Source organism: Vibrio sp. S9_S30 (assembly GCF_014694455.1).
GTDB lineage: Bacteria > Pseudomonadota > Gammaproteobacteria > Enterobacterales > Vibrionaceae > Vibrio.
Genome location: NZ_JAAUWT010000001.1, coordinates 376447 through 402019 on the forward strand (window position 1 = coordinate 376447; position 25573 = coordinate 402019).

Here is a 25573-nt window from a genome sequence, read left to right on the forward strand (position 1 = left end):
GTAAACAACGAAATGGTCAGATCTTTACAGGATGTAAAGAGACCCGAATTTGCGAAAAACGTTAGCCACGACTTAGGCAACAAAACTTAATATCGTGCCATAGACCTTATGGGTACTGTGCGGTGACAGGGATAGCAATTGAACTTGGACACTCGCTTTGTTAGCAAGCGAATATGAACAAGCTCAAGTCTTCAGGGAACCAAGTCCGTTTATGTTGTGATGAGTTATGAAGACTCACTTACTAATTGAATAAACTGATCGGAGATAGAAATGAGCGATTTAAAAACAGCAGCTCTACGTGCACTTAAACTGATGGATTTGACTACGCTGAATGATGATGACACCGATGCGAAAGTTGTTTCGCTATGTCATAACGCAAAATCAGCAGTCGGCAACACCGCTGCCATCTGTATATACCCTCGCTTTATTCCTATTGCTAAGAAGACGTTGCGTGAGCAAGGAACCCCCGATGTTCGCATCGCGACCGTTACTAACTTTCCACACGGCAATGACGACATCGAGATTGCGGTGGCTGAAACCAAAGCCGCAGTAGCCTATGGTGCCGATGAAGTGGACGTTGTTTTCCCATACCGTGCACTGATCGCAGGGGATGAGAACGTTGGCTTCGAACTGGTCAAACAGTGTAAAGAAGCGTGTGGCGATGTCCTTCTTAAAGTGATCATCGAAACAGGTGAACTGAAAGAAGAAGCGTTGATTAAGAAGGCGTCTCAAATCTGCATTGAAGCGGGCGCTGACTTTATTAAAACCTCGACCGGCAAAGTGCCCGTAAACGCAACACCTGAATACGCCCGCATGATGCTGGAAGTGATCCGCGATATGGGCGTTGCAGAAACCGTTGGTTTTAAACCCGCGGGTGGTGTTCGTACTGCGGAAGACGCTGCGGCTTACTTAGCCATGGCTGATGAAATCCTAGGTGGAAGTTGGGTTGATGCTCGCCACTACCGATTTGGTGCGTCAAGCCTATTAACTAACCTACTGAATACATTAGAAGTAACAGACGAAACGGCTGATCCAGCCGCGTACTAATCTACTCGTTATATTTGGAGCTACAGCGTTGTTGACTGCGCAAGTCCACGGTCATTACATAGGAAATCTATGCTTATGGGGACGAATTTACTTGTCGCCTAGCTGCCACTCCAACGATTTAGAGTATCAAAACAATAAGATCTGTTTGATTGTGGGCGATGTCTTCTCGCCCATATTCTGCCTCTATTCCCTACAAAACCTGACCAACCGAGTCCGGTAGGAACTGACAATGTATTTACCTCAAGAAATTATTCGTAAAAAACGCGATGGCGAAACGCTGTCGGCGGAAGAAATTCAATTCTTTATCCAAGGCGTTGTGAAAGATGAAGTGTCTGAAGGACAAATTGCGGCCTTCGCGATGGCGATCTTCTTTAATGAAATGAGCATGCCAGAGCGCATCGCGTTGACGTGTGCGATGCGCGATTCTGGCATGGTGATCAATTGGGACCACATGAATTTTGAGGGGCCGATTGTCGATAAGCATTCCACTGGAGGGGTTGGGGACGTGACGTCTCTTATGCTGGGACCAATGGTAGCTGCGTGTGGCGGTTTTGTTCCGATGATCTCTGGTCGTGGGCTCGGTCATACTGGTGGCACGTTGGACAAGTTAGAGTCCATTCCTGGCTACAACATTACGCCAAACAACGAGGTGTTTGGTGATGTGACGAAAGACGCGGGCGTTGCAATTATTGGGCAAACAGGCGATCTGGCTCCAGCAGACAAACGCGTTTACGCCACTCGCGATATTACCGCAACGGTTGACAACATTTCTCTGATCACAGCTTCGATACTTTCCAAAAAACTGGCGGCAGGCTTGGACTCGCTCGTTATGGACATAAAAGTAGGTTCGGGCGCATTTATGCCCACTTATGAAGCGTCGGAGGAACTGGCGAAATCCATTGTTGCTGTGGCCAATGGTGCAGGCACCAAAACCACGGCGATCTTGACGGACATGAACCAAGTATTGGCTTCTTCTGCGGGGAATGCGCTAGAAGTGCGCGAAGCGGTACGATTCTTAACGGGTGAATACCGAAACCCTCGATTACTGGAAATCACGCTAGCGTTATGTAGTGAGATGTTGGTGCTTGGTAAGTTGGCAAGCAATACAGACGAGGCACGCGAAAAGCTGATGGCTGTACTGGATAACGGAAAAGCGGCTGAATGCTTTGGCAAGATGGTGGCTGGCTTAGGTGGGCCTGTCGACTTCGTTGAAAACTACGACAGTTACCTCGAAAAAGCCGAGATCATCAAACCGGTTTATGCCAAAGAGAGCGGCATTGTCTCCTCAATGGACACCCGAGCGATCGGCATGGCTGTCGTGGCGATGGGCGGCGGTCGTCGTGTGGCAACCGATAGCATCGATTACGCGGTGGGTTTTGACCAATTTATCCGCCTTGGTGAAGTCGCAAGCCGCGAGAAGCCACTAGCGGTGATTCACGCACGCTCCGCAGAGCAGTGGAATGATGCAGCTGACGCGCTGCTTAATGCGATGACTGTCGGGGGTGAGTATAAAGAGACGCCTGATGTGTATCGCCAATTCCGCTCACAAGACGCATAAGAAACACAGAAATAGAGATGCTAGACATCTTGTAGAGAACGAACTTTTATAGAGAACGTACTTTTTCTAAACAAAGGTAAAAAGCGCTTTCTCTCGTTTTATGGATACTTAATTAAGCGCGCAGGCAAAGGTGTTACAGAACGTAAATTGGGTTGATCTCATGACGTGATTAACTATATTTTTCCTGCAATCAAACCTTTATTACTTTTATAAGGACCACTTCAATGGCAACTCCTCATATTAACGCTGAAATGGGTGCATTCGCAGACGTTGTACTGATGCCGGGCGACCCGCTACGTGCTAAATACATTGCTGAAACATTTTTAGATGACGTTGAGCAAGTCTGTGATGTTCGCAATATGTTCGGTTACACAGGGACTTACAAAGGTCGTAAGATCTCTGTTATGGGGCACGGAATGGGCATTCCTTCGTGCTCTATTTATGCCACAGAGCTAATAAAAGACTTTGGTGTGAAGAAAATCATTCGTGTGGGCAGCTGTGGCGCTGTCAATGAAGACATTAAAGTGCGTGATGTCGTGATTGGCATGGGAGCAAGCACGGACTCCAAAGTTAACCGCATTCGTTTCAAAGGGCATGATTTTGCGGCTCTGGCGGACTACCAGATGGTGAAAAACGCAGAAGAAGCTGCGAAAGCTCGTGGTATCGATGTGAAAGTCGGTAACCTGTTTTCGGCAGAGCTGTTCTACACACCCGATCCAGACATGTTCGATGTGATGGACAAATACGGTATTGTGGGTGTGGAAATGGAAGCGGCTGGCATTTACGGCGTATGTGCAGAATACGGCGCCAAAGCGCTGACTATCTGTACGGTGTCTGATCATATTAAAACAGGCGAGCAAACCACCTCCGAAGAACGTGCAACGACGTTTAACGAGATGATTGAGATTGCGCTAGATTCTGTGTTGCTTGGTGATAACTAACCACCACTCCGACTTGAATAAAAGCGGTTCCTTATCCAAAGCGAAAGCTAACTAGACCAGAATAAGGCTAACTAGACCAGAAACAGCAAAACACAAAGCCCCGCAAAGATGATTTGCGGGGCTTTGTGTTGGATTTCATTCTCTGTTCTTAAACTCTACGGGGAACCCACATTTTTCAATAGCAAGTTTTCACCTTTTTGGCGGCTACGACGCTGGCGTCTGAACAACACCGTAATCAGTATGCCACTGACAAAACTCATCAGAATCATCAAGTACATTAGGCGGTCACTTTTGCGATAATGGTGATCCGATATCGCGGTGACGCGTCCTTTTTCAAAAGTAATACGCATAAAGCCAATGATGGCACCATCTTTGTATATCGGTTCGACTAATTGCTGGCGTCCAATGGCAGCCGTACCTAAAGGGGTATCAAGCCCTAACATTTCACGTACAGGTTTTGCTTTGTTGCTCGCCGCCAGCTTCACTCCTTCGGCATCGTAAATGGTTGCATCGAACACGAGGCGTTCTTTAGACAGTTGTTGAGTCAGCTTAAGCAGGTTTTCCTGATCTTGATTCATCAGCATGTCACTGGCAGACAGTGCCGCTTGGGTGACCAATACATTGGTCAAGGTTTCCAGTTGTCGAGCCTGAATGGCTTCGTTTCCTTTACTGATGACGACACTGTTTTGCACCATGGCAAAAACCAGCAAAGCTAGCACGATCATTGCGATGATGCGCAGGAAAGCACGGAATGAAAATAGGGAACTGCTCATACAAAGGCTCGCCATTCGTTAGGATTTAATTTGATCATAAACTTGCGTTTCCAAATTGCAATAGGGTAAGTTTACGTTCACTACAGGATTAAACTGTCATGGACGCAATGAAAACTCTGCCAATTAAGAAACACATCACACTACTGAAACGTCTTCCAGAAACACGATTTGCCTCTCGCATTGATTTACAACGCGCGAATTGGATCCTTTTTTCTGACTACCTTTCTCCTCACCATTTTGATGACATAGACTTCTATACCAGCACTTACAATGCCGTGGTGGCGACTTGGAAGGTGGGCCAATACGAAGTGGCGTTAATGGCGGGTGAACTAACCAGTGAGCACGAAACCATTTTACAGGCGCTGTCTTTAGATTACGCCAATCTTCATGATGTTCCGGATCTCAGTAAGCCAGGTTTGGTTGTGATGGATATGGACTCCACTGCGATTCAAATCGAATGTATTGATGAGATCGCAAAGTTAGCAGGTGTAGGTGAGCAAGTTGCCGAAGTGACAGAGCGTGCTATGCAAGGTGAACTGGATTTTGAAGAAAGCCTAAGACAACGCGTCGGCGCATTGAAAGGGGCGGATGAAGGCATTCTAGAAGCCGTAAAACGTGATTTGCCCATGATGCCAGACTTACGAGCGTTCGTGGCAAGCTTGCAAGCATTTGGCTGGAAAACGGCGATAGCGTCTGGTGGTTTTACGTATTTTTCAGACTACTTAAAAGACACACTCAACCTCGACCATGCTCAATCCAATACGTTGGAAATAGTGGAGGGTAAGTTAACGGGGCAAGTAGTGGGTGATGTGGTATCGGCGCAAACGAAAGCGGAAATGTTGAGTGAACTTGCAGAACAATACGACATTGAACTCCACAATACAGTGGCGGTTGGCGACGGTGCTAACGATTTAATGATGATGAACGCCGCCGGATTAGGGGTGGCGTATCACGCGAAACCTAAAGTTGAACAACAAGCGCAAACCGCCGTACGTTACAGTGGGTTGGGTGGCGTGCTTTGTATATTAAGTGCGGGGCTTGTGAAACAGCAAAAAGTGGCGTGGTAGATCTCCTCCGCAAGTGTTTACAGTAAAAAGACACAAATGCAGGCTATATCCGCCTGCATTTGTGTCTGTTTTTTCCATAAAAGAATGGTTAGGTCAGCTCCAGCCTAATCAGAACTTCTTCCGTAATATCGGTGAACTCGCCGTATCCAACTAAGCTGGTAAATTCTTTTTCTAACGCCCTAGCATGGTGAATCGTGGCTTTGGCCAAACTGTTGAGTTCTTCATTGAGTAGATTGGTTAATGAGTCGAAAATGGGCATGCCAGAAATACGGATAGCATAGAACTGCCCGATTGACTTGGCTTTCTTTATAAATCGCATCCGCTCTTTTATGGACTCAAAATCATTGAGCAAGCGAGTATGGATCTCTTCGATCTGTTTGCCATTCTGAGTCACGGCGATGTACAGTTCGTGAAATGTGGGCTCGGCTCCTTGGATTGGGCGCATAGGCGTGGCCAGCAGTGTATTCGTTCGGTTCTTAAAGATAGGTTCTAGGGAGAGTTTTCCCCCATGACCTAAAGACTGGAAAATTTTAGTGAGAACATCCATCGGGAAATTCACACCAATGGCTCTAGGCTGTAATATTCTGTCTTTTTTCTCTATGTAGAAAGGAACGGACACCATTCTTCCTAGCAGCAAATGGTGCATGGTGTTAAGCAGTTCTGAGGATGGAATGGATTCATTGTCTTCTTGAAGCTTGCCCTGATTATGATCAATCAAACGTTTTAAGAAATGTAGGCTACGCATACTCTGCGCGTTTTCAATGATAGATAAGTGAATACTTTTGCAGTCAGGACTGAGTTTGATCACCTTATACGGTACTTCTGATAAGGGTACTCCGCTGTCGTAGCGTTGAAGCTCAATATAGTTCACATTGATTTCGTCGCCGGCTTTGGCGTGCAAAGGTATGGTCAATTGAAGGTTTAACCCTCGACTGGAGAAGTCGACCGTTTTCCCTTTCAGCGGTTCAGTGCCTTCCAAGTGTGCCTCGACAGGGGAATCAAATACAAACCTTGGTTCAGTGCGACGAGCACTGGAATCAAAATAAATGCCTTGTGGCGAACCTACTATTTGACGAGTATGACGGAATCGATTGAGCTCAGAGCTTGGTATGTTAGGCTTTTCTGTTAACAAGTAATCGTGGCTGGTTTGTGTGTCGCTGACTTCTTGTAAAATGCCTGTGTGCGTTAGCGTTTCAATGGTTTCCGACATTTCAGGTGCGACTTCTAATAAGTGAGCGATCTCATCTTTAGAGAGCTCAAACATATGCAGCCGAAATACGCGCCAACTGTCGCGTCTCGCCCCTACATGCCAAAAGAGTTGTCTTTGTTCACGGGATGCCTCAGGTAGCATCATGCTGTAAAACAACGTTTTATCTTGATGCTCGTGAGTAAACGAGTAGATAAAATTACTGCTGGTTTTCATGCCTGGTTGGGTAAGAGGAGCCATTCGCTCATGATTAAATAGGGTGCCTAGCGTCTGCTGGTTACGCTCGTCATGCCAATAAGCCCAAAGCCTTTGGTTGGCATCTGTCAGCAGTGAATACCGGAGTTCGGTGCCAGAAAAAAAGAGCGGAAGGTTACTGGTGTGTTTGAGATAGCTGTGTTCGTAACCTCGGGAGCGTGCACGAAGAATGTGGTCCTGATTATCGTGTTTGGCTCTTTTCGAGCTATTTTTTAATATCTGCTCAATGGTATGAGAAATGACCTCGGTTTCAGTGAGCCTCATCAGGCGAAGCCATTTTACACTGTTGTTTTCAAAGCAATTGTCTACGCCGAGAATTCGATATTCGATGGCTTCTTCTAATTCGGGATTATTGGTTTCTTTCGCAAGCTGCACGAAGCGTGCTTCAATAACTTCGCCAAGCTTGTAGTCGAATGCGCTCGGCACTTTAAATTTTGCGCCAGAACTCGATAAGTCAACACTGACACCGTGGATCTCTTGCCCCGATTTTAAATGGATATCGACTTGGCTTCCCATGCGTAGACGGTTTTCCTGACGGTGCAGATCGTGCCCTAAGCGAATGGCTTCCGCTTCATATGGGCTGTCAGGGTCGGTGATACTGTAAGTCATGTTCGGGCGATTTTTACTCATCACCCTAAAGTTATTACGGGTGTTGACCAATGCCTCCCATACGCCTTCTGTATAACCGCCAAAGCGTTTTACTTTTTTGTGATAGGCATTAATTGCGACGTCATCGAGCCAATGGGTTAGCCCTTCTAGTTTGTATTCGCGACACTCTCCTTGTACTCGTCCTCTCAAATCGATGGTCTTAGTGCATGATGTCATCACGCGTTTCATCTCCATTTTGACCAAGATTTTGACCGACGGGTGCTCCCCCTCTGTCAATTGCGACAATACAAGGTCAAAATCATCCGAACGATATACGGGTATGAGGCGCTCAACCAGCGAGAGTATTTCAGCTTGTTCCATTATTTCTGTTAAAGTACCTGTCCTAACTGGGTTATCGACGACATAATCGTTATCTTTAAAAAATTATATTCTTATGAGCAGAGAGATGATCTCAATGCCGAGTTTTTTATTGTAAATAATTGAGAGGCTGCAAGTTCTATGGCGAAAGCAAAACGCGCATATGTTTGTAACGATTGTGGTGCAGATTTCCCCCGCTGGCAAGGGCAGTGCAACGCTTGTGGGGCATGGAACACGATATCCGAGATTCGCCTTGCTGCTTCGCCAACGGTTGCTCGTAATGAAAGACTGTCGGGGTATGCTGGTTCTGGTGCGGAATCTAAAGTTCAAAAACTTTCAGAAATCGATCTTCAAGAGGTTCCTCGTTTTTCAAGCGGATTCAAAGAGTTAGATAGAGTGCTTGGTGGTGGTATTGTTCCAGGCGCTGCGATTTTGATTGGTGGTAGCCCAGGAGCCGGTAAATCGACCCTTCTTTTACAAACCATGTGTTTGCTTTCAAGCCAAATGCCTTCCCTTTATGTTACTGGGGAAGAGTCACTACAACAGGTTGCGATGCGAGCGTCTCGATTGGGGCTACCCAAAGATAACCTTAGTATGCTGTCTGAAACTAACGTCGACAAAATATGCCAGATTGCGGAAAAGGAACAGCCTCGTATTATGGTGATCGACTCCATTCAAGTGATGCACGTGGCCGATGTGCAGTCGTCGCCGGGCAGTGTGGCGCAGGTTCGGGAATCGGCCACCGCTCTGACACGCTATGCCAAGCAGAACAATGTGGCGGTGTTCATTGTCGGTCATGTGACCAAAGACGGCACGTTGGCGGGCCCCAAAGTGCTGGAACACATTATTGATTGTTCGGTCTTGTTGGATGGGGGCACAGACACTCGTTTTCGTACCATGCGTAGCCATAAAAACCGTTTTGGTGCGGTGAATGAGTTAGGGGTGTTTGCGATGACGGGGCAGGGTTTAAAAGAGGTCAGTAACCCTTCGGCCATTTTCCTTTCCCGTGGTGAAGAGGCAACCTCTGGCAGCTCAGTGATGGTGGTGTGGGAAGGAACGCGCCCGCTTTTAGTCGAAATTCAAGCACTGGTGGATTATTCACAATTGGCTAACCCTCGTCGAGTCGCTGTGGGTTTGGAGCAGAACCGATTGTCTTTGTTGCTTGCAGTTTTACACAAGCATGGCGGGTTGCAAATGGCCGATCAAGATGTCTTCGTGAACGTGGTGGGCGGAGTGAAGGTGACTGAAACCAGTGCTGATCTTGCGTTGGTGATGGCGCTTTTATCGAGTTTTCGAGATCGAGCATTACCGAAAGACGTGGTGGTATTTGGTGAAGTCGGGTTAGCTGGTGAAATCCGCCCAGTCCCCAGTGGGCAAGAGCGATTGATGGAAGCCTTCAAGCATGGATTCACCAAAGCGATTGTTCCCGCAGCCAATATGCCCAAAGGAGGGATTCAAGGTATGCAAGTCCACGGTGTTCAGAAACTGTCAGAAGCCATTGAAGCCTTTGATGAATTGTAGGTGTTAACTCTTTAATAAAACGCCACTTTCTAAGAAAGTGGCGTTTTGGTTTTAATCGCTTGATTTGAAAGTTTATTGTCGCCTTGTAGGGACTATTGTAGTTTCAAATTACGAATGTCGAAGCCGTCGTTATTTTCGTCATATCCAGCCTGCGTAGTCGGTATGATATGGGTACGGTCTTCAAACTGTAATGCGAGCAGTAAGCAATTCTGGTATTTGGCGTCGTTAAAGGTTTTATCTATTTTTCCTTGCGTAACCAAAAGATTGTCTTCACGCTCAGTTCCTATTGTTTCCCAACGAGTTTCACGTGTACCGTTAGCAGCTAAGCAGTTCAATTTAGCAAGAACATAACCTTGCTCTGCGTAACGTTCGTAGTCCCAATTGTTCGATGTGAACTCTTGCATGGTGACTTTCTTATTGTAAATAGGACACGCAGAGAGTTTACCGTTGTTCGCCATGTTGAACGTAGAAACACCGCCTTTACCCACAGAGTAGAAGTTTTTCCAGCTGAGAATGTTCTGAGGATCGTAGCGTGAAGGCTGATTCGGTGCTCGTTCACCCGCTTTATCAACCACAAAGTTACCCAATTGAGAATTGATGTTCAGGTTACAGCTAATTTCGGAAGGGACGCCTGTTGCTCCACCATTCAAGCAGTTTTGCTGTTCAGCGCTGCCAGCAGGGTACAGAAGTTCACAAAGCTCTTTATTTGGGTTTTGCTTAGTGACGAATACTTTCACGTCTTTAAGCATTAGCCCATAGGAGTCTGGTAAGCCTTTATCGCGGAAGACTATGGGTGTATAGAAGCGATCGGCTTTGAATTGAACCACAGCTTTGTTGAAGCCCTTTATTAGGTTGGTGTCGTTCAACTGAATAGGAAACTGTAGGCGATGACCGCTGATCCCAACGCCATCATGCTCGTTCACCTTTGCACTTATGATTTCACCGCCCACATTACTAACAAGGTCGCGGTAGTAGTTATTGGCTTGCGACGTTGGCGTGTAATCGCGTCTTTGATATTTAAATACTAGGCTATATTCCGCTCCAGGAATGGTGGGAACGAACGTTCGAATGTTGACCGCCGCTTCGTTGTTGTCGAAATTTAGCGGGTAGTATTGACCATTGACGTTCAAGCGACGATTCTGCGGACAATGTGTTGTGTCTGAATCCAATTCAGCAAGATAGCCGCCGCCTTGATATTGTTGACCGTAAGTTTTAGAGGTCCCCACCTCTAATTTCGCTTCACAATGGCGATTAATGCGGCGACGAACTTCTTCCTCACCAATGGTGCTTTCTAGATATTGGTATTGAGATTTACCAAGCACATGACGCATGGTGCGTTTGGTCCAACGAGGTTCAAATAGTAGCATACTGCCAGACGAATAAGCTTCTGGATTGCTCGGTGTTAGTTGCTCTCCTGAAGGCGTAAAATCGACTAACCCCCAAGTTCCGTTCTCGAGTTGGTCTTGGTAAGTATTGAAAAGTTGTGTGTATTTATCTAATGTTTCTGCGGCAATAGGGAAAGCTAAGACAGCAGAAGCCATGCTTAAACTTACCAATGTTTTTTTTATCATTATTCTAATCCTTGTGTTTTTAAATATAAGCACTCAGTAATGCAGCCTACCTAAATGCATATCACTGCATTACTTAGGTACTGTCACTTTGTGTCCCGATGTTTCAATCAGGTTGCCCTAAGAGCTGCCATAGGTTAGTTCAGTCAAAACTCAAAAAATGAGAATATAAATACATTCTTAAGTCCGGTTTGCCGTCTTGCTTTTAAGAATAAAAGAAGAGGGAGGATCTGTACGCCTTTGGCATAACAAATGCCGCTCGCAAGCCAGCGGCATTGTTTGCTTTTTCAAACCGATTTTGGGCTTTATTAAACCGAAATCGAGTAAAGCTTAGTTTTCGATGCGCATCGCACGTACATCAAAGCCATCACTGTTCTCATCGTAACCTGGTTGCGATTCTGGAATGAGGTGTGTACGGTCAACAAAACGTACGGCTGTCAGGAGACAATTGTCGTACTTAGCGTCATTGAACAATTTGTCGATTTTCTTGTTCGTGATTAGGTAGTTGTTTTCTAGTTCTGTTTCAACGACTTCCCAACGGCTCGCACGGATTCCATCGTCTACACAAGAGAGTTTGACTTTCACTAGACCTTGCTCTGCCCAACGCTCGTAGTCCCAATTGTTTGCGGTGTACTCGTCCAGTTTTAGACGCTTACCTTTGATAGGACAGCCAGAAAACTTACCGTTTGATGCCATGTTGAAGGTAGTGATGCCTTCTTTGCCTACACCGTAGAAGTTCTTCGTGTCTAGAATGCTTAGAGGGTCATAACGCCAAGGTTGGCTTGTTGCACGGTAACCTTCTTGGTCTACCACAACGTTACCCAGAGTAGAGTCTACTTCAAGGTTACAGCTGATGACTTCAGGCTCTGGCTCGCCACCATTCAGACAGTTAAGCAATTCTGGGCTATCGGCTGAGAATAGTGCTTCACACGTGTCTTTGTTTGGGTTCACTTTCGTTACGTTAGTACGTACTTTGTTCACCAAGATTCCGTATGAATCAGGAAGACCTCTGTCTGCAATCGCAATAGCGGTGTAGAAGCGGTCTGCTTTAAACTTGATACGCGCAACGTAGAAGCCTTGACCATCGAGGCTTGCGCTAGGCGCGGCTGGTAAGCTTACGCGCTGACCATCAAAGCTGGCGTTTGAACCGCCGTCTAATTTTGCGGATTTGATGTCACCACGAACCCATACGGCTACGTCACGGTATGCATTATTGGTGTTGTTGTTATAGTTACGTTTAGTGTAACGAATTTCAACTTCGTACTCAGAGCCCGGTGTTGTTGGGATAAACGTACGCAAGTTTACTGTTGCCGCGTTATTTTTAGGGTAAGACAAGTCGTAGCGTTTATCATCCACATAAATAGCTGGCTGAACCTTCTGGCATTGATAAGTATCTGAATCCAGTTCTGTTAGATATTGTTTTTTTTGTTCCCACCAAGAAAGTGGACTGCCAAAGTTGTACGTTTTATGCTTGCCTACTTCAGCTCGGGCTTCACAAACTTGATCAACAAGACGGCGGATTTCATCTATGCCGATGCTGTTGCGTAATTCGTCAAACTGATCTGAACCTAGCATTCTTCTTAGTGTATTCCACGTCCAACGCACTTCAAACAAGATGTTTTGATCGTTGGTGGTATAGGCTGCTTTGTCGCTAGGAGAGAGAGTTTTATTTGGAGAAAGGTCAACGGTTGACCAGTCACCCCATACTTGATTTGAGTAGCCATTAAAGTCTTGTACGTACTCTTCAGCTTGTGGCTGGTTACTATCAATGACACTTGCAGGGACAAACGCTTGGGCTTGTGTCGTTGCAAGTGCGACTAAACCTAAAAGTTTCAATTTCATTACTCTAAATTCCTTTGTGTTTTCGTCTCGGTAAAAACACTCCGCAACGCAGCCTACCTAAAAGAAGACATCCTAAAAGGTTGTTTAGGTACTGTCATTTTGCGCCCTCATCTTTCAATGAGTTAGCCCTAAGAGTCGCAGTTAACTACATGATTTCCTTTTAAAAAGGCAGGAAAACAGGCATTCTCATGTGTGCTACCGATTTGTTATATTGGCAATAGCTAATTAATCTAAAAAGAATGAGTACTAGAAAGAAACAGAACGATATAACTCCGGGGGAAGGAGATATGCAGTTCAACCTAACGTACTAACCCCTAAAACTACTCACCTTCGATTCTAAGGTTACGAATGTCATAACCTAGAGCCATCGTGGTCTGCAGTGTAATCTTGCTATTTTTCTAAGCTTAAGATGCATTTCGCCTAAAAAATGAATTGCACTGCGTTAGCAATCTATCGCTAACAAGGCTTGCCAATAAATGCTGTGTCGAGCAGAAGGTAAGTTAAATAGGTCCGTTTTCCCATATGATAAAAGTATTAATTGAGGGAGCGGAAGCAAGTCGGTTAAGAAGGTGAATTGGTACTTTACTAGTACTTTCAGGATGGGTGATGGGTTTGTAACATTTAGATACATGATTTTTATAATAAAATCATACAGCTAAATTAGAGATATCAATAATGAGCCCCTTGCGAGTATTACATACTTTTCTTGAACTAAAAGTACAAAACCACGTCGTCGGTATTATATTTTGTGATCTTGTTTCAATGAAAAGCTTGTTTTTTGTATTGACATTAAAGATTTTTTATTTTTTGGTAAGGATTATTCGCCGAAAATGTCTTCTTGAAGTAACTTGACCTTAATACGTGACTGAAAAACGGAGCCTGCCTTGAACGTACCTTCATCATATTGGAATAAAACCCCCGTTTACTTTGCTTGGATACAGGCACTGAATAATTGGATAGACCCGGATTCTCCAGAATATCTTTCACCAGAGAAGCGCGTGGCTGTGTTTGATTTAGATGGTACTATTTGGTGCGAGAAACCGTACTTTGCGGAAATCTTCTTTGTGATTGATAAGTTAAAAGCGGCACTACAAGAAGATCTGACTAAAGAGGTTCGTTCTCAGGTTTTAGATGCCGTTGCAATGGCTGAAAATCGGTTTGTTGGCTCCGGTATGATGTTAATTGACGCATTTAACCTTGTGTACTCAGATTACTCCAATAAACAGTTGGAAATGATGAGTGGTGAGTGGCTGGATAGGGCACAACATCGAGATTTCTCTTGCTCGTATCTGGAGCTTGCCTATTTGCCGATGAAAGAGTGGATAGACGCACTTCACGCTCAGCAATTCAGTTGTTATGTCTGTACTGGCAGCTCTGAACCATTTGTTCGACCATGGATTGAGGCGGTGTTTGGTATTCATGCTGATAAGGTGCTGGGATCTGAGCTATATGGAAACGATGGAAACCAGCCGATCGTACTTAATATCAATGAAGAGAAAATCTGTTCTGTTAAGTCACGGTGTCCGGTGGATCCGGTATTGGTTGTAGGAAACTCAGATGGCGACTTGGAATTATTAGAGTGGGCTTTGACAAACAATCTTTCGGCTCAATGCTATGTGGTTGACCATGATGATCCAGAAAGAGAATATCAATACCCGTTAAGTGACACCATAGAGCATTGGCTTGCGCAAGATAGCACCCAATTAACGCGAATCTCTATGAAAGAGGATTGGTCTCGTGTCTTTACATCCAATCACAAAAAAGTCTAACTATTGAATCGGGTAAACGCACCCCAATATACTCAAACAACGGCAAGGTGCAGGGTTCAAAGCCTTAGATTCTTTCTTTAGAATACGAAAGCACTCCTCTTAGAGCAGAAAGAGCATGTGAATCCTTTCCTAGACATAATGGCATCAAGAGCTAAGCTCATTTATCGAAATGAAAAGATCTTAGAGCTACTTTTTATGTCTAAGCGCTACTTTTTACTTCCAAATAATGGTAAAAAGTTTTTTTCCTATAAATGCACGCAAGGGTATCAGTCTTGACAGATTGTGATATACTCTGCGCGCATTTTATATCCTATTAATAGAGTAAGACAATGGCAGATTTATCAAAGTACAGAAACATTGGTATTTTCGCGCACGTTGATGCGGGTAAAACTACCACCACTGAGCGTATACTAAAGCTTACTGGTAAAATCCACAAAACGGGTGAAGTACACGACGGTGAGTCTACAACTGACTTCATGGAGCAAGAAGCTGAGCGTGGTATTACAATCCAGTCTGCTGCCGTAACTTGTGAGTGGAAAGAGCATCGTCTAAACGTGATCGATACTCCGGGACACGTTGACTTTACAGTCGAAGTATACCGTTCTCTTAAAGTTCTTGACGGTGGTATCGGTGTATTCTGTGGTTCTGGTGGTGTTGAGCCTCAGTCAGAAACTAACTGGCGTTACGCGAACGACTCAGAAGTTGCTCGTCTGATCTTCGTCAATAAACTAGACCGTATGGGTGCCGACTTCTTCAACGTAGTTGAACAAGTACGTAAGGTACTAGGTGCTAACCCTCTAGTAATGACTCTGCCTATCGGTCGTGAAGACGATTTCGTTGGTGTTGTAGATATTCTAAACCGCCAAGCTTACGTTTGGGACGAAACGGGTTTACCAGAAAACTACGAAATTCAAGATATCCCAGCAGATATGCTTGATGAAGTAGAACAATACCGTGAAGAGCTGATTGAAACGGCGGTAGAGCAAGACGACGATCTAATGGAAGCTTACATGGAAGGTGAAGAGCCGACTGTTGAGCAACTAAAAGCTTGTATCCGTAAAGGTACTCGTGATCTTGCGTTCTTCCCAACATTCTGTGGTTCTGCATTTAAGAACAAAGGTATGCAACTGGTTCTTGATGCTGTAGTAGATTACCTACCATCTCCAAACGAAGTTGATCCTCAGCCTCTAACTGATCCAGAAACGGGTGAGCCAACGGGTGAAGTTGCAACAGTATCTGCTGATGAGCCTCTACGTGCTCTAGCATTTAAGATCATGGATGACCGTTTTGGTGCACTGACGTTTATCCGTATCTACTCTGGTCGTCTGAAGAAGGGTGACACTATCCTTAACTCTGCGACTGGTAAGACTGAGCGTATTGGTCGTATGTGTGAAATGCAAGCGGATGAGCGTAACGAGCTTACTGAAGCACAAGCAGGTGACATCATTGCTGTAGTTGGTATGAAGAACGTTCAAACTGGTCACACTTTGTGTGATCCTAAGCACGAATGTACTCTAGAAGCGATGATCTTCCCAGAACCAGTAATCTCTATTGCTGTTGCGCCAAAAGACAAAGGTTCTACAGAGAAAATGGGTATCGCGATCGGTAAAATGGTTGCAGAAGATCCATCATTCCAAGTTGAGACGGATGAAGATTCAGGTGAAACCATCCTTAAAGGTATGGGTGAGCTTCACCTAGACATTAAGGTTGATATCCTTAAGCGTACTTACGGCGTCGATCTCGTTGTTGGTCAACCTCAGGTGGCTTACCGTGAAACTATTACTCAAGCAATTGAAGATAGCTACACGCACAAGAAACAGTCTGGTGGTTCTGGTCAGTTCGGTAAGATCGACTACCGCATCAAACCAGGTGAGACTGGTTCTGGCTTCAAGTTTACATCTACAGTTGTTGGCGGTAACGTTCCTAAGGAATTCTGGCCTGCAGTAGAGAAAGGCTTCGAGTCTATGATGGAAAACGGTGTTCTTGCTGGCTTCCCAACACTAGACGTTGAAGTTGAACTGTTCGACGGTGGTTTCCACGCAGTTGACTCATCTGCAATCGCATTTGAAATCGCAGCGAAAGGCGCATTCCGTCAGTCTATGCCAAAAGCGGGCGCTCAACTTCTAGAGCCAATCATGAACGTTGACGTGTTCACTCCAGAAGACAACGTTGGTGATGTTATCGGTGACCTTAACCGTCGTCGTGGTATGATCAAAGACCAACAAGCTGGTACGACTGGCGTGCGTATCAAGGCTGAAGTACCTCTATCAGAAATGTTTGGTTACATCGGTCACCTACGTACAATTACTTCTGGTCGTGGTCAGTTCTCTATGGAGTTCGCACACTACTCTCCATGTCCACAAAACGTGGCTGAAGAAGTTATCGCGAAAGTTAAAGAAGAGAAAGAGAAAGATAAGAAGTAATTCTTTTTCTCTAACGTAACTTTAAAGCCCCGTCAGTATTGCTGACGGGGCTTTTGTTTTATTGGTGTTGTTTTTATATTGGTGTTGTTTGATACGTGGATACTGGCTAACCAATAATGAAGCGGAATGGCAGATCCGTCGTTCAACAGACACTCAGCTTGGGCACGACATCGGATGCAGGAGAGACGTTTCACCGTCGTATCCGTACGCTTGTTAAAACCTGTGAAAAGCATGGTGTATCTCAATGCCCATTTTGACAGAGCTCGTTAAGGTGCGAACCTTACTCAAATATTTTTCAGCTGTAACACAATATCAAGCCAATGGTAGTAATGAGTGGTTACGAGTAGTCGGTTTCGATGATCGTTAGCCCTTCGCGCCCAAGGCTACAAAACTCTTGGACTTGTTGCTGAATCCAAGTGGTAAAGATTTGTATTTTCTCGCGGCGAAAGTAACCTGAAGGCGCACAGAGAAAGTAATTATATTTGGGCTTTAAACCCACATCGCCAATTCGTACTAATTTTCCTTCTTGCAAATATCGGTAGGCGAGGCTGTGTTTGACTAACGCAACCCCTTGTACGGATAAAGCACCTTCTAAAACAAAATGCGAACCATCGTATTGAAGAGTGGAATTGCCAGTTTCGATACCCATACTTTCTTGCCACAGTTGCCAATCCATATCGGGCCACATGTCTTCGATAAGTTCGGCTTTGCTGAGATCTTTGATCGTGTAGATTTGATGCTCTTTTTGGTAGAGTGGGTGGCAAACCGGATACACCACTTCATCCATAAGCCAAATACTTTCGATGTTTTTGTATAGCCCGGTTCCGTACCGGATGCATAAATCGACACTGGAATCTTGAAAGGTGACCAATTCATTTTTTGGTTCAATAAGTAAAGCGATTTCTGGATGCCTTTCTCTGAAATGCCGAATTCTAGGGACAAGCCAATGTTGCGCGAAAGAAGGAAGTGTCGAAATAGACAATCGATTTGGATCGGGGTCTTGGTTTATTAGTCTAATTCCATCTTGTAAGTGAGCGAAGCCTTTTTGAGCTTGCCTGAATAACATTTCACCTTCATGGGTTAAGTGAACTTTTCTGTGTTGGCGAACAAATAACTCAGTTCCTAGCCACTCTTCAAGCAGTCGAATTTGTTGGCTTACTGCCGCTGCCGTTACAAATAAACGGCTAGCCGCTGCTTTAAAACTTCCCAACTCCCCAGCAATATAAAAATAGTAAAGCCCTTGAAGCGGCGGCATTTTATCTTTCACTTAAGTTTTCCTTAACTCAATGTCAATTTCTATCGTTTGTCTACGCACTTAAATTGATTGATTATTAACCTGAAGCTTAAACTAATCAAGGAGGAAATGATGACTGCATCAGCGATTTATTCAGCACGAGTAGTGGCAAGAAAGCCGGCAGATTTAATTAAGAAAATCTTCTCTGAGATTAAGCGATGGCATCGAAATTACCGCACGCGTAAACAAATAACGGAAATTCCAGCTCACTTGCTTGACGATCTCGGTTTGACGAAAGAACAGGTCTATCACGAAGCTCAACGACCGTTTTGGGATTAACTCCAAGTTAGCGACCAATCTTCCTGTATCCCGTTTTGTTGTCTGCGTAGGATTTAACGAAACGCTTAATGGGTCGCGCACTCAGCATGACTGTCATGCTGAGTTTTTTTTTGGGGGGGGGGTAAGAAAGGGGATCGACTTAGGCATAGACACTGGTATCTCAATTCTCTGAAATCGCGGAGACTTCAAAATGCATCCAATCTGAGAAAGCTTTGATTCGGTTACGGCGTGGAGAGTTAGGATCGGAATACAAGTGAAATTTAAGCCCTGGCGTCATGCCGATATCAAAAGGTTTAACGAGTAATCCACGTCCAATGTAGTCAGATGCTAAACACTCTGTTGCCAAACAAGCCCCATGTCCTGCCGCCACCGCATTCATTGCCAAATCAAACGTGCCGACTTCCATCCATTGAATGGTTGATTTTTTCATTTTCACATCGACAAGTTTAAACCAATCCTCCCATGGGAAACATTTCGATTCGTAATGTATGAGCCAGCAGTTGAGCAGCTGTTTAGGGTGAGTAAAGTTCATGGAATTCGCGAGAGCTGGAGAGCAATATGGAAAAATCGGTTCTTCCAGCAAGATTTCTTTAATTAGGTTCTCAGAATTTTTCATATCATCACCTTGCCAAACCGCCACATCAATATTCCCATGGCGAAGATCCAGATCGTCACAAGTGGTGATCACTCGGATAGGAATATTTGGGTGCAGCATGGAAAATTTCCACAGCCGCGGCAGTAGCCAGCGGGAGGCGAATGAAGGGGGGGCACTCACCGACAATACTCCGTCGATGGGTTCGTTGGTGATTTGGTTCAAACCTTTCAATATATGCTCAAAGCCGTGAGAAACGTGCTTGAAAAGTGTTTTCCCTTTTTCCGTCAGCGCCATCTCGCGCCCTTGACGTATAAACAGCTTACACCCCAATGCTTCTTCTAACTGGCGTATTTTTTGGCTGACCGCTGCTTGGCTAACGAACAGCTCTTCCGCCGCTTTACTGTAGCTGCTTAAGCGCGCGGCTGTTTCAAAATACCGGAGCCCTGATAAGTGGCGTAGTCTTGAATCCATAACTTCTGCTTATATTCTTTGTAAGTAATTGTTGTTCGATTATTGTTCATGTCCATCTCATAATAACGACAAATAAGAAGGATTAACAAGTGTGATGTAAGGGGAGAGATGATGAGGGTAGTATTTCATTGGGGGTTCGATTTTGAAATTTCATTACCTAATTATCAGTTTAAAAGGGGGTTTAGCACTAAAAAAGAGAAAAGGCGTAATGTGAAAGATAAAGGGAACTATGTGGAAATAAGCGATATGTCTCCGCATCTGCAAAAAGATATCGGGGTTCAAACAACCTCTGAGGTTAATCAAGACTATACGCGCTTCTTATAAGGCCTAGTTATTATAGAGCGCATGGAAAATTGCAGCTGACCTTTAATAGCGCCACTCTATCGAATAGAACGGAACGAAAAAGAGAACCGCTCGGCTCTCTTTCAGTGGCTAATTTCTTTTAGCGAATTAGCGAATTAGCGAATTAGCAAATAAATGAGAATCACTCTTCCCAAACAATAAGTTTGCCTTTTGGCCAGTTTGCGCCGACATCATGATATTTCTTTTCTAGCACATGTCGCTTGATTTTAAGCGTAGGTGTCAGAATGCCATTCTCTATACTCCATGGTTCTTTTATCATGAGTACACCTTTAATTTGTTCGTGCGACTCCAAGGTTTGATTCATGCGCTCGATGACTCTAGCGGCACGCTTTTCGTAGCGGATAGGATCGAAGTCGGTGTAGGCATGGGGGACGGCGAGTAAGATGGGGCCTGGTAGACCAGAACCGATTAAACACATCATTTCCACTTTACTGTACTCAAACAGTTTTTTCTCAATCGGTACAGGGGCAACAAATTTTCCTTTGGCTGTCTTAAAGGTGTCTTTCTTCCTACCTTGAATGGTTAAATAGCCATCGCTGTCTATCGTGCCAATGTCACCAGTATGCAGCCAACCGTCTTCATTAAACGATTCTTTGGTGGCTTCATCATTGTTGTAATATCCTGCAAACATGCCTTGGCTGCGAACGAGGATCTCGTCATCGTCAGCAAGCTTTATTTCGACACCAGGACCTGCGTTACCTACTGTCCCAATTTTGTCGGCTTTGAATGGGTGATTCAGAGTGCTATACGCGAAAGATTCCGTCATGCCCCAAGCTTCGGTAATGTTCAACCCAACGGAACGATACCATTCCAAAAGTGCAGGGGAGACGGGTGCCGAACCACAACCCAAGATACGAGCTTCACTCAGCCCTAGCCCATCCGCCAATTTCTTTTTAATGAGCGAGTTAATGAATGGGATTTTCAGCAATATATTTAATTTTTTCTGCGGTAATTTTTCTTGAATACGCTGTTGGAACACGGTCCATAAACGTGGAACGGAAATAAACAGTGTGGGGCGTTGCATCTTTACGTCTTCAATGAAGGTGTCCAAAGACTCTGGAAAGGCCGTCATAACTCCTTCGCGAATTGATGTGCCAAAGATATAGACACGCTCAGTAATGTGAGCCAGAGGAAGGTAGGACAGCAATCGATCGTTGCCAGCGCTGTCTACCTCCAAGTGCTCAATGAGTTTCTGGCTTGACCAATTGAATGCGCCGTAGGTTAACATGGCGCCTTTTGGTAAACCCGACGTCCCTGAGGTATAGACAATAGACATCAATTTATCGTCGTAATGTACTGGTCGCAGCTCGCTGGGAGTTTGGTTGCTTATCAGTGTTGTGAATTCATACTGGCAACTTGGGGCGGAGCTGTAAGGCAGCGAAATGGTGATCAAATCGCTTAACTTATTCATGATTTCGGTTGTCGCTGCTGAATCATCCAATTTGCCCGCAATCAGCGCTTTACTGCCACTGTGCGTTATACAGTGTTCTATCGTTTCACTGCCTGCCGTTGGGAAAATAGGCACGCTGATGTAATCGCCTAACATTAAGGCGAGATCGGTAATAAACCACTCTGCACAGTTTTTAGAGATCAGGGCGACTTTATCGCCGGGTTCTAAACCCAAAGCTTGTAATGCAGAGACCAATTTAAGTGCTTTGTCGGCAACATCAGCGTAGGTGAATTCGACAAATTGTCGGTTAATGATCTGTTTGAGGTAAACCTCATTTGGGCGTTCTTGAGCCCATTTCAAGATCAGTTCATTTGGCGGTGTGAGAGAGCATTTCGCGTTATGTGTCGTTTGAGGCTGAACCATCAGATGACTCCATGTCTTTTTTATAATGAATTGTGGTTGTTATCATAATGTTAAATCAGTTGTTAAGTATAGTCTTGGTTAAGCAAATGGTTCAAATTCTGCGACGTTTAGAGTTCGCATACTCACCAATAATTTGATGCTTTGAGTCACTTTTCTTTTGTTAATCATCGTATTATTTTTAACGTTTTTTTGCTGTTATATCGAGCTGATCTTTTTTTGAATATCTCGCTATTTCCAACTAGCCTTATAGATGGGAGACCGTTATTTGGCAGATAATTGGAGTGAAGTATGGGTTCGGCAATTATACATCTCATCAGGATCTGTACGGGCAAGGTCTTCAAAAAACAATCCAGCGTTACCGCAATTGAATACGCGATTATTGGCGTTGCATTATCGGCAATCGTGATCGCTATATTCGACGAGGACTTACAGATTTTCCTTACAGAAACGATCACTTCTATTTCTGAAAATAGGGCTTCATATTATTCTGAATAATGACTAAAGAAAATTGAAATTCAGTAAGTAAATGCGTATTAGAAATCGCTTTTTCCTTTTGACTCCCCTCCTTTTTCTGGTTTCAGCCGCCAGCGTTGCCTCTCACTTCGATCGTCGATCAAACGGCCTTATTATTTATTGTGATGCTCCAGTTCTTGAATATCACCAAACCATTCAGTTGGGAAATGGAAAAATGGGTAAGTATGTAAGTCGAAATATTGAATCGTCCCTAATTAACGTGCAATCTCATTTTGATACACAAGCGAAGCCTATTAATCAGTGGCTTATCGCTGATATTCAAAACTTAGGTATTGATAAAGACTGTGCAAAATATTTGGTGTCTCGCGGTGCGCTTTCTAAAGCGAGAAAACCCGACTTATTAGCGTATGTGACTTTTACTTTTAAGCAAGATGAACTGACGCAAGAATCGATGTGGGTGTTGGACTATGTGGCTAAATCTATTGCGCAAAACCCTTCGTCTTTGCAACTTGTAAAACGAGCCGACCAAAACGGCAACCACTTGCTGCTGTCGATAAAGTTATCCGGTGACATCGAAGTGTACCTTGTGCAGCACGGCATTAACCCAAAGACTTTAAACTTGCCGAATAGAGAGTAAGTCTAGCGCTTAATGATGAGTGATATTTTCGCGTGGGTCATGCTCAGGGTGTTGTTCGAGAACTTGAGTGATGTAGCCTTGATGTTCGCGGAGAACATTAACGCAATTGCCATCCAATTTTCCATCCGCCACCATTTTTTCCAATTCGAGAAGTGCCGATGTGACACACCAAGCTTGAGCGTAAGGGCGGTGACTGGTTAATGCATCGAAAATATTTGCCACCGCAACAATCCTTGCTGATATAGGAACATCAGTATGGCTAACCTTATTAGGGTAACCACTGCCATCCAAAAATTCATGGTGATAAGACATAATCTCTTTCAGTATCTGAATGCAAGGGTGGTCAGGTGAGCCCAAGTTATGGAGGATTTTGTTGATAATCATTACCCCTTTATCTACATGACTTTCCATGACTTTTCTTTCCTGAGCACTAAGTGGAGCGGGCTTCAGTAACAATGCGTCTGGTAATTCGATTTTGCCGATATCATGTAAACGTGAAAACAAATGAATATGTTCAATGGTTTCATCATCCAGTTCGTACAAATCGGATACCTCTAACGCGATCAATTTGGCGTAGAGGCTGACTCTCAATATGTGTTCATTGGAGTCACTTTGTGCACCAGGATAGATATCACGAGTCAATTCAGCGGACGTTAAAATCGAATGCATCAATGAATATTCCGAGTTGATGGTGAAGTTGATTTGTTCACAAAATGGCATCAATTCATGTTGAACCTGAGGGCTAAACACATGGCTTTGGTGTGAATTGAAGTTAATAAACCCAATAAATTGATTATGGTGATAGGTCGGCACGGTAAATGAAGAAAGGTAGCCCTGTTCCATCAGCCAGCGAGAATGGTGCCTATTGGAGTTCACTGTGGTGGCGATGTCATTGATCACTCGGTAAAGGTTTTTTCTGGCACATTCTTGCAGGGATCGACATTCTGAAAACGGGTATTCATGGTGGCTCAATGTATTCCCTGCGGTATCGCTTTCTGCGTAGGTACGGAGAAGATCCAGATGCGCGTCGTATAAAGTAAATGAGATACGATCCACTTGAGGCACTTTACCTTTGATTTGATGGTGAACGTGAGCAAGAAGCTGGTTCAATGATGCCATTTGACTTGGAAAAGAATGAAACGACTGACGCTGCCGAATAAACATAACCGCGATCCTCTGTGTTTAAAGCCTTGAGTGCGAGTTGTTATCAATAAATGTGCACTTAATATATGTGAATATCTAACGATCAAGCTTAGTCAAAGAAGTCTTCTTTTGCATAAGTTTTGTTCAATAAGTTAGCTAATCAAGAAAGTGCGAAACCGATAAAGAAAGGATAAAACGGATAAAAACGATAAAGCCGATAAATGAAAGATAAAGCCGATAAAAAGATAAAACCGATAAAAAGATAAAACCGAGTGTATGTGACTCGGTTTTATCTTTTACGTTTGCGGTTCTTATACAGGGAGCAGACCGAGAAGCAAACCTGCACCAATGAAGAAAGCCACAAGAGCAACAATAGGAAGTTTATGTTGTTTCAACAAATAGAAACCGGCTAATACCACCGCCATGTCTGCCCCCGTTAATACACCACTGGTAAAAACAGGTTGGTAGAGAGCCGCGAGTAAAAGACCGACTACCGAGGCATTCACCCCAGCCACTGCCCCCGCTAATTTGGGTCTGCTTGCCAATGCTTGCCAGTGATGTAATACGGCGAGCAGCAATAAAAAGCCAGGTAGAAAAACCGCTAAGGTTGCCAGTAATGCGCCCATAATCGGAGAGGAGGGCAAAAGCTCATAACCAATGTAGGTTGCAAACGTAAACATGGGACCCGGCACGGCTTGGGCGGCGGCATAGCCGGTAATAAAGGCGTCTTGGCTGATCTGGTCACCAACAATATTTTGCAACAAAGGCAGCACCACATGTCCTCCCCCAAAAACCAAACTGCCTGCTTGGAAGAAGTCACTGAACAGCTGGATTTCTGCCATTAAGTTGCCTACGAGAGGTAACCCAAATAAGAGCGCGGCAAACGCAATCAGAGGCGTCCAACGGATTTGTATTGGTCGAGAAGCGTCGTTTTCTTTCGGTTGCCCTTTTAACAAGGCTTGTCCCACAAAAGCCGCAATCACTAAAACCATCATCTGAGTATACAGATTAGGAAACAGAAGAAGTGCCAAAGCGGTCGCAACACACAAGGCAATGGTTATCTTTTGTTGGCAAAAATTCTTGTACATGCCAATCGTTGCGTCTGCGACAACAACGACCGCGAGCAGTTTCAAACCATGGATGATGTTTTGGAAAACACTGGAATCAGTTAGCTGGCTACTCAGGACAGCGAGCAGCAGCATCAGAATCACTGAAGGCAGAGTAAAGCCTAAGAATGCGGCCATCGCCCCCGTAATACCGCCTTTGCGATACCCTAATGCAAAGCCGACTTGGCTGGAACCCGGACCGGGTAAAAATTGGCTAAGCGCAACAATCTGAGCATACTCTTCTTCCTTTAGCCATTTGAGCTTTTCAACAAAGGTATGGCGAAAGTAGCCAATATGCGCCGCAGGGCCACCAAAGCTCACCCAACCGAGCAGGAAAAAGGTTTTAAAAATCGAGAACATCTACCAAATCCAATCTAAATACAGTCGTTACTGGTTAGATAGAGTAATGGCACGACTTAAATGATTCAAATTGATAGTTTTAATATAGAATATGAATGAAA

General features: G+C 44.5%; 18 protein-coding genes and 2 riboswitches. Of the genes, 9 read left to right on the top strand and 9 right to left on the bottom strand.

Annotated elements, in window-relative coordinates; all coding sequences use genetic code 11:
- The first annotated feature begins 270 nt into the window (after window positions 1-270).
- The 3 genes from deoC to deoD all read left to right on the top strand — a co-directional run bounded on the left by deoC (window position 271) and on the right by deoD (window position 3546).
- Window positions 271-1047, top strand: coding sequence for a deoxyribose-phosphate aldolase (gene deoC / locus HC752_RS01675; protein ID WP_190333342.1), 777 nt, complete (start codon window positions 271-273; stop codon window positions 1045-1047).
- Window positions 1048-1276: 229 nt separating this feature from the next.
- The gene (deoA, locus tag HC752_RS01680) at window positions 1277-2605 is read left to right on the top strand and encodes a thymidine phosphorylase (protein WP_190333343.1); all 1329 of its coding nucleotides are present in this window, start codon (window positions 1277-1279) and stop codon (window positions 2603-2605) included.
- Window positions 2606-2829: 224 nt separating this feature from the next.
- Window positions 2830-3546, top strand: coding sequence for a purine-nucleoside phosphorylase (gene deoD, locus HC752_RS01685; RefSeq protein WP_190333344.1), 717 nt, complete (start codon window positions 2830-2832; stop codon window positions 3544-3546).
- A gap of 155 nt (window positions 3547-3701) precedes the next feature.
- Here the strand turns inward: deoD and HC752_RS01690 are convergent, their stop codons facing one another.
- Complete coding sequence (locus tag HC752_RS01690; RefSeq protein WP_190333345.1) at window positions 3702-4319, bottom strand: YtjB family periplasmic protein; 618 nt, start codon at window positions 4317-4319, stop codon at window positions 3702-3704.
- A gap of 98 nt (window positions 4320-4417) precedes the next feature.
- Here HC752_RS01690 and serB point away from each other — a divergent pair, with 98 nt between their 5' ends.
- Entirely contained in the window at window positions 4418-5386 is a 969-nt protein-coding gene (gene serB / locus HC752_RS01695) for a phosphoserine phosphatase (protein WP_190333346.1), read from the top strand.
- An 88-nt stretch (window positions 5387-5474) separates the two neighbouring features.
- Here serB and HC752_RS01700 read toward each other — a convergent pair whose 3' ends face one another.
- The gene (locus HC752_RS01700; protein WP_190333347.1) at window positions 5475-7817 is read right to left on the bottom strand and encodes a PilZ domain-containing protein; all 2343 of its coding nucleotides are present in this window, start codon (window positions 7815-7817) and stop codon (window positions 5475-5477) included.
- Window positions 7818-7955: 138 nt separating this feature from the next.
- Here HC752_RS01700 and radA point away from each other — a divergent pair, with 138 nt between their 5' ends.
- Window positions 7956-9335: a DNA repair protein RadA gene (gene radA / locus HC752_RS01705; protein ID WP_190333348.1), complete on the top strand. Its 1380-nt coding sequence runs from the start codon at window positions 7956-7958 to the stop codon at window positions 9333-9335.
- Window positions 9336-9427: 92 nt separating this feature from the next.
- Here the strand turns inward: radA and HC752_RS01710 are convergent, their stop codons facing one another.
- Both HC752_RS01710 and HC752_RS01715 read right to left on the bottom strand, forming a co-directional pair.
- Window positions 9428-10906 carry a hypothetical protein gene (locus HC752_RS01710; protein WP_190333349.1) on the bottom strand — a complete coding sequence of 493 codons (1479 nt, stop codon included), beginning with the start codon at window positions 10904-10906 and terminating at the stop codon, window positions 9428-9430.
- 32 nt (window positions 10907-10938) lie between these two features.
- A riboswitch (cyclic di-GMP riboswitch) is annotated at window positions 10939-11033 on the bottom strand.
- Window positions 11034-11233: 200 nt separating this feature from the next.
- Window positions 11234-12745 carry a hypothetical protein gene (locus HC752_RS01715; protein ID WP_190333350.1) on the bottom strand — a complete coding sequence of 504 codons (1512 nt, stop codon included), beginning with the start codon at window positions 12743-12745 and terminating at the stop codon, window positions 11234-11236.
- Window positions 12746-12784: 39 nt separating this feature from the next.
- Window positions 12785-12883, bottom strand: a riboswitch (cyclic di-GMP riboswitch).
- 746 nt (window positions 12884-13629) lie between these two features.
- On the opposite strand from HC752_RS01715, the gene HC752_RS01720 reads away from it, so the two are divergent.
- Together HC752_RS01720 and fusA are read left to right on the top strand one after the other, a co-directional pair.
- Window positions 13630-14514, top strand: coding sequence for a haloacid dehalogenase-like hydrolase (locus HC752_RS01720; protein ID WP_190333351.1), 885 nt, complete (start codon window positions 13630-13632; stop codon window positions 14512-14514).
- Window positions 14515-14843: 329 nt separating this feature from the next.
- Window positions 14844-16937, top strand: a complete 2094-nt coding sequence (fusA, locus tag HC752_RS01725; RefSeq protein WP_190333352.1) for an elongation factor G — start codon at window positions 14844-14846, stop codon at window positions 16935-16937.
- Window positions 16938-17274: 337 nt separating this feature from the next.
- Here fusA and HC752_RS01730 read toward each other — a convergent pair whose 3' ends face one another.
- Window positions 17275-18192 (bottom strand): LysR substrate-binding domain-containing protein, encoded by a 918-nt coding sequence (locus tag HC752_RS01730; RefSeq protein ID WP_194717262.1) that lies wholly within the window; start codon window positions 18190-18192, stop codon window positions 17275-17277.
- A 108-nt stretch (window positions 18193-18300) separates the two neighbouring features.
- Here HC752_RS01730 and HC752_RS01735 point away from each other — a divergent pair, with 108 nt between their 5' ends.
- Window positions 18301-18510, top strand: coding sequence for a DUF1127 domain-containing protein (locus HC752_RS01735; RefSeq protein ID WP_342029445.1), 210 nt, complete (start codon window positions 18301-18303; stop codon window positions 18508-18510).
- A 160-nt stretch (window positions 18511-18670) separates the two neighbouring features.
- Here the strand turns inward: HC752_RS01735 and HC752_RS01740 are convergent, their stop codons facing one another.
- Together HC752_RS01740 and HC752_RS01745 are read right to left on the bottom strand one after the other, a co-directional pair.
- Entirely contained in the window at window positions 18671-19576 is a 906-nt protein-coding gene (locus HC752_RS01740) for a LysR substrate-binding domain-containing protein (RefSeq protein WP_190333354.1), read from the bottom strand.
- Between the two features lie 484 nt (window positions 19577-20060).
- Window positions 20061-21752 (bottom strand): AMP-binding protein, encoded by a 1692-nt coding sequence (locus tag HC752_RS01745; protein ID WP_190333355.1) that lies wholly within the window; start codon window positions 21750-21752, stop codon window positions 20061-20063.
- A 688-nt stretch (window positions 21753-22440) separates the two neighbouring features.
- Here HC752_RS01745 and HC752_RS01750 point away from each other — a divergent pair.
- Window positions 22441-22863: a hypothetical protein gene (locus HC752_RS01750; RefSeq protein WP_190333356.1), complete on the top strand. Its 423-nt coding sequence runs from the start codon at window positions 22441-22443 to the stop codon at window positions 22861-22863.
- Window positions 22864-22872: 9 nt separating this feature from the next.
- On the opposite strand, the gene HC752_RS01755 is transcribed toward HC752_RS01750, so the two are convergent.
- Window positions 22873-24027, bottom strand: a complete 1155-nt coding sequence (locus HC752_RS01755; protein ID WP_190333357.1) for an HD domain-containing phosphohydrolase — start codon at window positions 24025-24027, stop codon at window positions 22873-22875.
- A gap of 290 nt (window positions 24028-24317) precedes the next feature.
- Window positions 24318-25472: a chromate efflux transporter gene (gene chrA, locus HC752_RS01760; protein ID WP_190333358.1), complete on the bottom strand. Its 1155-nt coding sequence runs from the start codon at window positions 25470-25472 to the stop codon at window positions 24318-24320.
- Window positions 25473-25573: the final 101 nt, after the last annotated feature.